Genomic DNA, 12,294 nt, shown 5'->3' on the forward strand with positions numbered 1-12,294 from the left:
AATTTAAAATTTACAATTATTACATATTAATTATTATGAAAAAAATAGTATTTATCAGCGTGTTCCTGATGGGAATACTGGGGAGCTTATCGGCTCAGATGGTGATATTCGAAGGGAGTTTCGATGAGGCCATGAAGAAAGCTAAAGAGGAGAAAAAGGATTTGTTCGTGGATTTTTACGCGGATTGGTGCGGACCTTGTAAGATGATGGCGGAGCAGGTTTTTACCCGGCCGGAAGTCGGGGAGTATTTTAATTCTCGTTTTATCTGCGTGAAGGTGAACGTGGACGCGAAAGAGAACAAGGAGCTTGCTAAAAGATACAACGTGACGGCCTTGCCGACGATGGTTTTCGTCGGCCGGGACGGTAAGGAGATGCGAAGGATAACGGGGACCAAAGATCCGGCATCGTTTGTCAAAGAGGCCCGAATTGCCAAAGGAGAAGCCCTGAGTTTCGAACAGTTGTACGAACAATACAAGAAGAAAAAAAAGGATGTCCAGCTTTCTCGACAACTATTGTTGGAAGCTCCCACTTTTGTTTCGGCGCAACAAGGGTATGACCAGCAAAAATGGATTGCTCGTGTCGATAATCTCTATGCGGAGTACATGAAAAATAATAAATTGGACCACATGATTACCGAACCGGATTTCATGATCCTGACCATGTATCATGCCCAAACGGGTAAAAAAGACCCGGTTTTCGATTTCGTGGCTGCTAATTTCGATCAATATGCAAAAGTCGTGGGAAAAGAGGTAGTGGCGGGTTACCTGATGGGGTTAAATAACTCTTATATCATCCGATTGTGTAAAAAGGGGGATCTTTCTTATAAAGACCGTTTGGCACGCGTGAACGGAGATTTACAAAAAGTATATGCCGGAATCTCTTTCGGCTCTCTTTCCGTACAGGATGCCGTTACCTTGTTGGCCGACGCTACCTACAGTCTGTATCGGCGGGATGAAGACGCTTTTTTTAAAAATATGAATAAATATTTTGCAGGGAAAGGCGATCAGGCGGATGTGAACGATTACACGCAACCCTTGGAAGACCTGTTCACGGCTTACGAGGGCAAATTGTCGGAAAACGCGTATTCGAAATGTATTCCCTGGATCGGGAAAGCTCTTGAAAAGAAAATGGATTCGGGTTTGCGTACCCGTTTATTGATCATGATGGGACAGTGTTTCCAGCATACCGGTCAAACCGATAAGGCCAAGCAATCCTTTAACCAGGCTTTTCTGACCAGTACGCAGATCGAGAACAAGATGATGATGAAACAATTGCAACAAGTGATTAAGCAAAGCTTAGAAAATTTATGAATAGATGGATATTATTTGTGTTACTTCCTTTCTTCTGGGAGGGGAGTTTTGCCCGGGATACGTCAGACGTATTTCGGCACGGGAAATTAAAGAACGGTTTGACCTACTACGTGCGGCACTCGGTTGCCCAACGGGGACGTGCCGATTTTTACCTCGTGCAGAACGTGGGTGCCTTGTTGGAGAATGATGACCAGAACGGTTTGGCTCATTTTCTGGAACACATGGCTTTTAACGGAAGCCGGAGTTTTAAAGAGGGGATTCCCCGTTTTTTGGAAAGAAGAGGGGTAAAACATTTTAATGCCGAAACAGGACAAGACGAAACGGTGTATTATATTAACTCGGTACCGACAAAAGACAAGCTTTTAGTGGATTCCTGTTTGTTGGTATTGAAAGACTGGTCGGGTTTTCTTTTACTCGATCCGAAGGAGATCGACAAGGAACGGGGAGTGATTTTCGAGGAACGGCGTTCCCGGCGGGATATGAACGCCCGGCTAAAGGAACAGACGGATCTTTACGCGTATAACGGCAGTCGCTATGCCACCCGGAATGTTATCGGGACGGTAGAGGTGCTGGAAAGTTTTACCCCGATAGAGTTGAAAGCTTATTACCATGATTTTTATCGCCCGGACTTACAGGCCGTGATCGTTATCGGAGACGTGGAGCCGGCCCGGATAGAGCGAGAGATACACCGTCTTTTCGATCCCATTCCGAAACGGGTCGATCCGAAGCCGAGGCCGGTTTTTGAAATACCGGATAACCCGGAACCTTTGTACGCGAAAGCTTTCGATAAAGAGTTGACCTCTCCCGATATGGTATTGAGCCGAAGGATGAGAAGGGTTCCCCCGGTATCGTTGAAAGAGATGATGAAAAATAATTTGATCGAAAGGTTTTACAATGATATCGTGGTGGGACAATTAGACGCCTATATCAATACGCAAAACCCGTTGTTCCTGTTGACGGCCGTCGATCACGGACGGTTGGTCCGGAATTACAACAGGTGGAGAATCTACGTACAGGCTTACCCGCACAAAGAACGGGAGGCGTTGACGCAATTGATGGAGGAGATCGAGCGGATTCATCGTTTTTCTTTGACCGATAAAGAGTTGAAAAAGCGGATCGATGCTTACCTTCCGGGATTGGAGGAGACGGAGAAAAACAAGGATAAGTTGCCTAATGCGGCTTATGTGACTATTTACCAGAATAATTTTCTGGAAGGGAATCCCATCTCGAGCGTGGAGGAAGATATCTCTCTTTCCCGGGAGATTTTATCGGAATTGACGGCAAAGGATTTGCAGGATTGGGTAGCATCCTGGTATACGGACGATCGGAATTGGGTGTTCGTGATGCGGGGTAACGATCCGGCTTATGATTTTCCGAGTAAGGACGAGGTTAAACAAATCATGGAAAATGCCCGAAAGGCGGATATCAAACCTTTGGACTTCGAGGTGACAGCTGTTCCCTTGCTGGATTTCGAGGTGAAGGGCGGCGAGATCGTGAAAGAGAAAAAGATCAAAAAGTTGGATGCCGAGGAGTGGACGCTTTCCAACGGGTGTAAAGTGTATTATAAATTTTCGGATACCGACGGGCCGAAGGTGAGTCTTATGGGAGAAAGTCCCGGGGGAAAATCGCTGCTTCCGGCCGAAGATTTACCTTCCGCATCGGCTCTCTCTTCCTTGATGATGCGTTCCGGTTTGTATAAACACGATGTCCGGATGATGCAGGCCATATTGAAGGGACACCAGATTCGTCCCGATATTCGTCTGGGAGAGACCTCGGAAGGAGTGAGCGGGTATTGCGACAACAACGAGGCGGAAATGCTTTTCCAGATCGTTTACCTCTTGTTTGAAAAACCCCGTTTTAACCGGGATGATTTCGATAAGTTCGTTTACCTGAACAAAATGGATTATGAGAATACCCCCCGTACCGCGGAAGACACGATTTCCGAGGCGATGACGAAGCTTCGGTTAAAGGATTCACCCCGGTTATGGAAAAGGAATGATCAGTATTACGATGCTATGGATTTCGATAAGATGGTGGCCATTTATCACGATCGTTTCCGGGATGCTTCCGATTTTCGTTTTTACCTGACCGGAAATATCGGGCGGGAAGAGGCTCGAAAATTGGTGAAACAATACTTGGGAGCTCTTCCTTCCGTCTACCGTAAAGAGCAGCCGGTGAAGTACGATTTGCGAAAGAGCGGTTCGATGACGGAGACGATCGAGGCACATATTCCGGATGATAAATATATCGTGAATATCGAGTACACGAACAAGTTGAAATTAAAACCGGGAGAGGAGCTTTGTATAGATATTATCCGTGAAATCCTTTCCAATCGTTACCGGGATATTATCCGTGAAGACGAGGGAGGAGCTTATGGAGTGGAGGTGAGTGCATCTTATCTTTCCTACCCCAAGCCTTATCAGTTTATAGGTATTGATTTTCAAACCAGTACGGAAAAAGGCGATCGGATGCGGGCTATCGTCCATGAGCAAATTCAACGGTTGGTACAGGAGGGGATGAGTGAGGAAGAGGTGGAGGATATCGTGATGATGATGAAAAAAGGTCGTGCCCGGATGCTGAAGAACAGGGGTAATGCTCACTGGATGGAAGCCCTGCGTTATTACGTGGAAACGGGTAAGGATATCGATTCGCCGGCTTATTTCGAGAAACCGATTGAAAAGATCGATGCCAAGGAAGTGCAGGCGGTTGCCAAAAAGTTTTTCGATACCGCCGAATGTGCGGATATCGTGATTAAATCTGATCATTGACGATTTAAAATTGTAGATTGACAATTAAATAACACATTGCACCCGTCCCGTGGGTTATTGATTAAATGAAAGGCGAATAGATTTGAGAATTTATTTATGATTAACACTCTGATCTTACGATCTTTAAAATCATATTTTTTAAATTTACAATCGTCAATCTACAATGGTCAATTCTTTTTGAGTTTGCTTTGGATCGGATAGTGGTCTGAGAATTTGACGGTATCTCGGAGGTAAGAGACGGTTTCGAACGAGGAGGAGTGGAGGATATGGTCGATACGGAAGGAGGGAAATTCTCCGATATAGGTGTTGCCTAATCCTCTTCCTTTTTCGACAAAACTGTCTTGCATGTCGTCGTCTAAAGTGCTGTAAGTATAGGAGAGAGGAGTATCGTTGAAATCTCCGCACAGGATGACGGGATAGGAGGATCGGTTCATGTGTTTCTTGATGATCTCGGCTTGCCGGGCTCTGTTTTTGTTGGCGGCAATCAACAGGGAAACGATAGAGTGTACCTCTTCGGACAGAGCTTGTCCTTTCCCTTCCGATAGCTTTTGCAGGAGTTTGCGGTCTTTGTCTCCTAACCGGTAAGACTCCAAATGAACGCAATATACGCGTACGGTATCGTTTGAAACGGCAATGTCTGCGTAAATGCAGGCGGCCATATATTTTTTATCGAAATCGATAAAACCCGTGTTTAATAAAGGAGTACGGGATAAGATGGCGATATCTTTTTGATGGTAATAGTAGGGATAGGTAGAGAATCTTGCAAAAATTCCTTTTTGTTGAGGCACCTCCTGAAGGCATACGAGGTTCCCCGGGAATCGATTGATGTACTCTTCCAGTTGTTGGGGTGTCTCTTTTTGTTTGGACCAGCCGTATATATCCATTTGCCGGACATTATAGGAGAGGATCGAGATATCGTATGGTGTATTTCCGGATATCGGACCGTTCATCCCGTAATAGGTTCTCATGAAAGGATACCCTGCGGCTAAAACGAACAGGATAAGCCATGCCGTTTTTTTCCAGCGTGCAATCCAATACAGGAGTAGAATCAAATTGACGATCAGGAGATAGTGATAGGCTAACCCTATGAGGGAGGAGAGATAACAGGTGTTCGGGTTTACGTAGGGAGAAGTATAACTCCCCAATAGGCCTAAAATAGCGGTCCACGTGATGATTCTGATAAAGGTATCGATGATTCGTTTCAACCTGATTTGTTTTATGGGTTTAATTTCTTCCCGATTTGAACAAAATTTCTTTCTCCTCTTTTGTCAAGCTTTCATATCCCGATTTGGAAATCTTGTCTAAAATATCGTTGATCCGGTCGTCTTTTTGTTTTTTGTATTCGTTGTACTCCCTGTCATTCATATCCGATGCCTTCTTTTTATACTTTACCCGCATCTTTTTACGGGAGATAAATAGTTTTCCGATCTTTTCAAAGAAGTTGACGATACCGCTTGCAATATCCCGGTTTTTTCGAATGCCTGACGTGAAAAGATAACCGAAAAGAGCTCCGCCCAAGTGGGCGATATGTCCACCCGCATTTCCCGAAGGTATGCTGATGATATCGATTGCTGCCGTGAAAAGGGCCAAATGGATTAATTTTACCGGGCCGACCAGGAATATATAGATCCGGTGGTTCGGCAGGTAGGTACAAACGGCAAAGACGATGGCCATGATAGAAGCCGAGGCCCCTATGGCCCATGAAAAATAGCGTTCCGTGGCAAAAGCCGGGAAGATCGCATAGGCCGCCATATAGATGATAGCCCCTGATATTCCGCCGAGAATATATACTCCCGTCAGTTTTCGTTCCGAAAAATAGTTTAAAAAAATCCCTCCGAACCAGTAGAGCCATAACATGTTGAACAGCAGATGAAAGAATCCGAACTGTGTAAACATATAGGTAATGATGGTCCAGGGAGTGTACAGAAGATTGTAAGGATAAGCGGGAACTCCCACGTAGGGCAATAAAAATTCGTCTATCCCCCGATAGCCGGCCAATATAAAGAATACGGCTGCTAACTTGATGACAATGAAAACCGCAATATTGATGTATATCAGTCGGCTAAGGGTCGTTCCTTGTCTGAAAGAGCGTTTTATTCCGCTCCATATTCCTTCAGAGAAAGGGGTATTACCATATGGGTTATAATATGCGGCCATAATCGATCAATAAAAACGTTTACTGTGTTTACGCCAATAACGTATCATGAAGAAACCGAACAGCATACCTCCCAGGTGGGCGAAATGGGCCACGTTGTCTCCCACTTGATTTTGAATGCCTAAATACAACTCGGCGGCTCCATAAAAGAGAACGAAATATTTAGCCTTAATCGGTATCGGAATGAACATAATGAACAATTCCGTGTTGGGAAACAGCATGCCGAAAGCTAACAAGATTCCGAAAACGGCTCCTGAAGCTCCGATCATCGGAATGTTGACGTATCCCTGTATGACGTTTTGATAGATGGCCTCTGCCGTTTTAATATACTCCTGGGAATTCGGATGGTTGGTCCAACCGTCGATAAAGGCGACTAAGTCGTTCGGAATGCCTCCCAGATGAGTTCGTAAAAATTCTGCTAATAAGCCGGGGTCCGGTGTATTTTGAAAAGCATAGAACTCCTCCTGCATGTTGTGGTAACCGTACCAGCTGACCAATGAATAGAGTAGTGCCGCTCCGATACCGGTGACCATGTAGTATATGACAAAACGTTTGCTTCCCCACACCGATTCAAGAATGCGTCCGAACATGAATACGGCGAACATATTGAAGAATATATGCGTTAGCCCTTCTTGGGTAAACATGTGGGTAATGTATTGGTAGAAAGCGAAGTGCTTGGATTCCGGAAGGTGTAATCCTAAAATATTGACCCAATCGATACCGGAGCGTTTTCCCATGAGGTTGATCAGTAGAAAAATGATCACATTGATGATGATGATCGCTTTTACCGCCGGGGTAATATTGGAAAGTGGACGATAATTACTCATTTTTGTTCGGTTTAGTATTTTGTTTGTTTACCGGTTTATGCTGTCTGTTTTCCACTTTGTTTACCGGTTTGTTTCCGTTGGAACGGTTTGTTTCCGCCCGGTTGTTATTTTTTTGTACGTTTTTCCGGTTATTTCTGTTTTTGGAATAGTTCTTTTTAGGTTGTTTCTTTTCGTCAAAGCGGTTTAAACTCTCTTCTCCTACTCCATCCGTGTATTTGATATCTTCCGGTCGCTTTTCATTCGTATCTAAAGCTTTAGGTGGAATAAAACCTCTTTTGTTCATGGCGATAATCTCTTTCACCCGTTCCACGGGGAGTTTGATTAAAGCTCCTTTTCCCTCTTTATCATAGGTATAAGACATGGAACGTCCGAATATGTCGGTTTTTTGATGATAGAGCATACCTTCGCCGGTATTCAGCCAAACATTGGAGGAAGGAAAATCTTTTTGCTCATCGATGTAAGCATCCACTTCGTAGTTAAGGCAGCATTTTAACTTGCCGCATTGGCCTGCCAATTTTTGCGGGTTCAGGGAGATATCCTGATAACGTGCCGCGGAAGTAGACACCGATATGAAGTTGGTGATAAAGGTCGAGCAACAAAGTTTTCGTCCGCACGAACCGATGCCGCCAATGCGCCCTGCTTCTTGGCGTGCTCCGATTTGTTTCATTTCGATACGGATGTGAAAAGTTTCGGCCAGTACTTTAATCAATTTCCGGAAATCCACCCGGTCTCCGGCAATGTAATAGAAGATAGCCTTTGTTTTATCTCCCTGGTATTCGACATCTCCGATTTTCATGTCCAAGTTAAGGTCTGCAGCAATCTTGCGGGATTTAATCATGGTATCATACTCGAGGGCGATAGCCTGTTGCCATTTTTCGATATCGTGCGGTTTGGCTTTTCGATACACTTTTTTCAGCGGATTTCGTTCCAGATCTACCCGTTTCAATCGCATCTGTTCCCGGACCAGTTCTCCTGTCAGGGAGACGATACCGATGTCGTGCCCTAATGCAGCTTCTACGGCAACAATATCTCCGATAGTGAGATTCAGGTTGCTGTTGTTCAGGTAAAAACCTTTTCTCGTGTTTTTAAAGCGAACTTCGACGATATCGGAAGTACTACAACCCTCCGGGATATCTTGCATCCAGTTGTATTCCGTCAATTTACCGGCAAGCAGACGATGGTCTATTACCGGAACGATAGGATAGGGCTGTTTATTTTGGTTTTCGGGATTTTCCCGGATCTCTTCGTTTATTTCTTCACTCATACGTTAAGACTAAAAGTTAAAAATTAAAAGCTAAAAGTTACGACTGAAAATCAGGCTGTTTTCCGTTTTCACTTTTCTGGTCAACCTATGCGTGCGGTTGACCTATGGACGGATATTTTGCATTACCTTAATGCAAAGATCCGTGAATATGATTTTCCCGTTTCCGTTGCGGATGATGTCGCTGTAAGCTCTTTCAAACTCTTCGTAAAGCGGGATTACGTTGCCTTCATGTACATAAGGAGAAAATTTTACGGAAAAATCTTTCTCCCGTTTGGTCATGTATACTATATTTTCGAGCTCAAAGTTTCTGACAAAGTTTTCACGTATCATACGGATGCAATGAGTTAGAAAACTTTTTTGCCGCTCTCTTCCCAGGGCTGCCAATTCGTTGACGAATTCGTTAACCGTTAGCATCTTCCTCTCCCAGCACAAGCGCATCATTTGAATGAATTTTTCCTGGTTATAAACGGACTCTTCCGTCTCTTCGAGGATTTTAAGGGCCTTTAGCCAGCTTCCGGAGGCCACGTGGGCGACTTCGTTTGCGGAATCGGGAGACAGGCTTTGCTGGCGGATCAACTGTTTGGCAATCTCTTCTTGTCCGAGAGGAGGAATATGAACACGTTGTGTCCTGGATAAAATAGTATTGATAATCTCTTCCGGGTGTTCCGAGACTAACAGGAAAAGAGTTCTCGGGTAAGGCTCTTCTAAAATTTTGAGTAGTTTGTTAGAGCATTCCGGTTTCATTTTTTCCGGTAGCCATATGATCATTACCTTGTAATCCGATTCAAAGGGTTTTAGTGCCAGTTTCCTCAGGATATTCCCACTCTCTTCCGTGTAGATCATGGCTTGTGCGTTCTCGTCGGCTCCCATCGCCGATAGCCAGTTCTCCAAATCTATGTAAGAATTGTTCAGTAGTACATTTCGCCATTCGTTGAGATATTCATCGCTAACGGGAAGTTTGATTTTTGTGGATTTTACCACGGGGAAAACGAAATGCAGATCCGGATGAATTAATTTTTGCATCTTTTTGCAAGCCGGGCAAACCCCACAAGCTTCCTCGTGCTTATCGCCCGTGCAAAAAAGATATTGGGTAAAAGCCAGGGCCAGGGCCAGACTACCGGAGCCTGTTTCTCCGGTAAATAGCTGGGCGTGACTCACTCTTCCCGATTGCAGGGTGGCGAGCAGTCGCTGCTTTATCTCTTCATGGCCGATGACTTCTTTAAAAAACACGTTTTAATTTTTAAATTTAATGATTTAGATTCCAGCCGTACAAGACTTTTTTATTTAAGACCGAGCTTTCTCGATCAGCCAAGCGGATAATCTGAAATCATTGAATGATGTTATTTAATTTTCCGTTTTCAGTCGAATGTTCAGTTCTTTCAGCTGTTCTTCCGAAATGTCAGAAGGGGAGTCAATCATAACGTCTCTTCCTGAATTGTTTTTCGGGAAAGCGATCACGTCCCGAATCGAATCCAAACCGGCAAACATGGAAACCAAGCGATCGAATCCGAAAGCAATTCCGCCGTGAGGAGGGGCTCCGTATTTGAAGGCACCTATTAGGAATCCGAATTGAGCTTGTGCGGCTTCGTGCGTGAATCCGAGGCAATCGAACATTTTGGACTGGAGATTGGAATCATGGATACGGATAGAACCTCCTCCTACTTCCACTCCGTTAATGACCATATCGTAAGCATTGGCCCGGACCTTTCCCGGATCGGAATCCATTAAAGGAATATCTTCCGGTTTGGGAGAGGTGAAGGGATGGTGCATGGCATAGAAACGTTGTGTTTCTTCGTCCCATTCCAATAAAGGAAAATCCACTACCCATAAAGGTTTGAATACGTTTTTATCCCGCAGTCCCAAACGGTTTCCCATCTCTAAGCGTAATTCGCTTAATTGGGGTAAGGTCTTCTTCTTGGGACCTACCAGGATAAGAAGTAAATCGCCCGGTTGGGCTTTACAAGCTTCTGCCCATCGTTTTAAATCGGTCTCGTCGTAGAATTTATCCACGGAAGATTTCAGGGTTCCGTCCTCGTTATATTTCACGTAAACCAAACCTTTGGCCCCGATTTGAGAACGTTTCACGAAATCCGTCAGCTCGTCGATCTGCTTCCGCGTATAATGAGCACATCGAGGGGCGCAAATGGCTCCTATGTATTCGGCATCGTCAAATACGGCAAAGTTTTTTCCTTTGGCGATAGCCGTCAAGTCGACAAACTTCATGTCGAAACGGATATCGGGTTTGTCACATCCGTAATATTCCATGGCGTCCGCCCAAGTCATTCGGGGGATTGCCGGGATATCGACGTTTCGTATTTCTTTGAACAGATGACGGACCAGCCCTTCAAATAGCTCTAATACGTCTTCCTGTTCGACAAAAGACATTTCGCAGTCGATCTGGGTAAATTCCGGCTGGCGGTCCGCCCGTAAATCTTCGTCCCGAAAACATTTTACGATCTGGAAATAACGATCGAATCCGGAAACCATCAATAATTGCTTGAAAGTCTGTGGACTTTGCGGTAGAGCGTAGAATTGTCCCGGGTTCATCCGTGAAGGGACGACAAAGTCGCGGGCTCCTTCCGGAGTACTTTTGATCAGAACGGGAGTTTCTACTTCTATAAAATCCCGGTTACTCAGGTAATTGCGTACAATCTGTGCCATCCGATGTCTCAATTCCAGGTTTTTCCGAACAACAGGCCGGCGTAAATCCATATAACGGTATTTCATCCGTATGTCGTCTCCCCCGTCGGTTTGGTCTTCGATGGTGAAAGGAGGAGTTTCAGAAGTACTCAATATATGGAGTTCTTTAATCAGGATCTCGATTTCTCCGGTAGGAATCTTGGTGTTTTTACTGGCTCTTTCAACCACGGTGCCTTTTACTTGAATCACGTATTCCCTTCCTAATTTTTCCGTTATTTTTTTGATCTCGTCAGGAGCGGATTCTTCCACGACTAACTGGGTAATACCGTAACGGTCTCTCAAGTCCACGAATGACATGGCACCTAACCGTCTTACCTTTTGAACCCAACCACTGAGACAAACGCTTTCATTCACGTTTTCTATTCGTAGTTGTCCACAAGTATGTGTTCTGTACATAGTTTTACTATTAAATATTCGGATTCGGAGCTACTCCTAAGTCCTCTTTTGTTTTTATATGACTTTGTTTATAGGATACAATTCGCCTATTTAACAATTTGCGAAAATAATAAGAATTTATCAGTTTCCGGTGCTAATCTCGCAAAAAATCAGCATATGTAGTCAACGGATTTGAAATAGACGTTCGGGGTTTTCCGACGGATCGGATGCGGGTATTCTCTTTCGGATGAATTTTCCATAAAACGACACCTTCATTTCCTGTATTTTGATTTTTATGTATTGATTCTTTTGTTAAAATGCCAAATGCTCCATTTATGTATGTTATTTTTTCGGATATGAATAAACAAATTTTTATCTTTGAAACCTTATTATATGGATTGAAAGGCAGAGATGAATTATGTTGATGTGATTATTTTGCTTCCTTTGATATATGGAGCATATAAAGGTTTTACTTCCGGATTGATCGTGGAGATGTCGACGTTGTTCGCGTTGATTTTAGGCGTGTTCATATCTTTAAAGTACGGAAGCGTTACGGAATCTTTTTTGAAAGATTTTATCGATATTCCTGTTTCTTACTCTTATTACGTCGCTTTTGCGGTAACTTTTCTATTGGTAGTTATCGTTATTCATTTGTTGGGAAAGTTATTGACCAAATTAGTCGATATGGTCTCTTTGGGGCTTTTCAACAAATTGTTCGGAATTTTGTTAGGCATGATGAAAGCTGCTATTGTAGTATGTGTCATCTTGTTTGTTGTCAATGCATTAGACTCTAAATATGATTTTATTCCTGCAAAAACCAAGAATCAGAGCCTGTTGTATTATCCTTTTGTTAATTTTGCAAATGGGGTCTATCGGAGTGCTGTAAATTAATTGT

At 43.9% G+C, this 12,294-nt stretch carries 9 protein-coding genes; 3 read left to right on the plus strand and 6 right to left on the minus strand.

The features are described from left to right. Window positions 1–35: 35 nt before the first annotated feature. A complete protein-coding gene (locus PGR74_RS04675) occupies window positions 36–1,310 on the plus strand; it encodes a thioredoxin family protein (protein WP_041505186.1) in 1,275 nt (424 codons plus the stop codon). Continuing rightward, entirely contained in the window at window positions 1,307–4,078 is a 2,772-nt protein-coding gene (locus PGR74_RS04680; RefSeq protein ID WP_270516786.1) for a M16 family metallopeptidase, read from the plus strand. The genes PGR74_RS04675 and PGR74_RS04680 overlap by 4 nt, the downstream gene beginning before the upstream one ends. Window positions 4,079–4,245: 167 nt before the next feature. Here the strand turns inward: PGR74_RS04680 and PGR74_RS04685 are convergent, their stop codons facing one another. The 6 genes from PGR74_RS04685 to aspS all read right to left on the minus strand — a co-directional run bounded on the left by PGR74_RS04685 (window position 4,246) and on the right by aspS (window position 11,420). Then, window positions 4,246–5,283 carry an endonuclease/exonuclease/phosphatase family protein gene (locus PGR74_RS04685; RefSeq protein WP_041505184.1) on the minus strand — a complete coding sequence of 346 codons (1,038 nt, stop codon included), beginning with the start codon at window positions 5,281–5,283 and terminating at the stop codon, window positions 4,246–4,248. Window positions 5,284–5,302: 19 nt separating this feature from the next. Beyond that, on the minus strand, window positions 5,303–6,235 hold the full coding sequence (locus tag PGR74_RS04690; RefSeq protein WP_052649397.1) for a rhomboid family protein: 933 nt from the start codon (window positions 6,233–6,235) through the stop codon (window positions 5,303–5,305). A gap of 6 nt (window positions 6,236–6,241) precedes the next feature. Continuing rightward, entirely contained in the window at window positions 6,242–7,060 is an 819-nt protein-coding gene (locus tag PGR74_RS04695) for a rhomboid family intramembrane serine protease (RefSeq protein WP_041505183.1), read from the minus strand. Then, on the minus strand, window positions 7,053–8,324 hold the full coding sequence (locus PGR74_RS04700) for a PSP1 domain-containing protein (RefSeq protein WP_082027530.1): 1,272 nt from the start codon (window positions 8,322–8,324) through the stop codon (window positions 7,053–7,055). The genes PGR74_RS04695 and PGR74_RS04700 overlap by 8 nt, the downstream gene beginning before the upstream one ends. Before the next feature lie 102 nt (window positions 8,325–8,426). Next, window positions 8,427–9,554: a DNA polymerase III subunit gene (locus PGR74_RS04705; protein WP_041503425.1), complete on the minus strand. Its 1,128-nt coding sequence runs from the start codon at window positions 9,552–9,554 to the stop codon at window positions 8,427–8,429. 114 nt (window positions 9,555–9,668) lie between these two features. Beyond that, on the minus strand, window positions 9,669–11,420 hold the full coding sequence (aspS, locus tag PGR74_RS04710) for an aspartate--tRNA ligase (RefSeq protein ID WP_270516787.1): 1,752 nt from the start codon (window positions 11,418–11,420) through the stop codon (window positions 9,669–9,671). A gap of 390 nt (window positions 11,421–11,810) precedes the next feature. Here aspS and PGR74_RS04715 point away from each other — a divergent pair, with 390 nt between their 5' ends. Next, a complete protein-coding gene (locus PGR74_RS04715; protein WP_059027088.1) occupies window positions 11,811–12,290 on the plus strand; it encodes a CvpA family protein in 480 nt (159 codons plus the stop codon). Window positions 12,291–12,294 lie beyond the last annotated feature (4 nt).

Origin of the sequence: Sanguibacteroides sp. AM78-02pH3A, assembly GCF_027666085.1 — a bacterium.
In the GTDB taxonomy this organism is placed as follows: domain Bacteria; phylum Bacteroidota; class Bacteroidia; order Bacteroidales; family Marinifilaceae; genus Gabonibacter; species Gabonibacter massiliensis.

What these genes read in the sequence shown, in the direction of transcription:
- PGR74_RS04695 (WP_041505183.1), bottom strand. Translation starts at nt 7,060, where the DNA reads ATGAGTAATTATCGTCCACTTTCCAATATTACCCCGGCGGTAAAAGCG.
- PGR74_RS04690 (WP_052649397.1), bottom strand. Translation starts at nt 6,235, where the DNA reads ATGGCCGCATATTATAACCCATATGGTAATACCCCTTTCTCTGAAGGA.
- PGR74_RS04680 (WP_270516786.1), top strand. Translation starts at nt 1,307, where the DNA reads ATGAATAGATGGATATTATTTGTGTTACTTCCTTTCTTCTGGGAGGGG.
- aspS (WP_270516787.1), bottom strand. Translation starts at nt 11,420, where the DNA reads ATGTACAGAACACATACTTGTGGACAACTACGAATAGAAAACGTGAAT.
- PGR74_RS04715 (WP_059027088.1), top strand. Translation starts at nt 11,811, where the DNA reads ATGAATTATGTTGATGTGATTATTTTGCTTCCTTTGATATATGGAGCA.
- PGR74_RS04675 (WP_041505186.1), top strand. Translation starts at nt 36, where the DNA reads ATGAAAAAAATAGTATTTATCAGCGTGTTCCTGATGGGAATACTGGGG.
- PGR74_RS04700 (WP_082027530.1), bottom strand. Translation starts at nt 8,324, where the DNA reads ATGAGTGAAGAAATAAACGAAGAGATCCGGGAAAATCCCGAAAACCAA.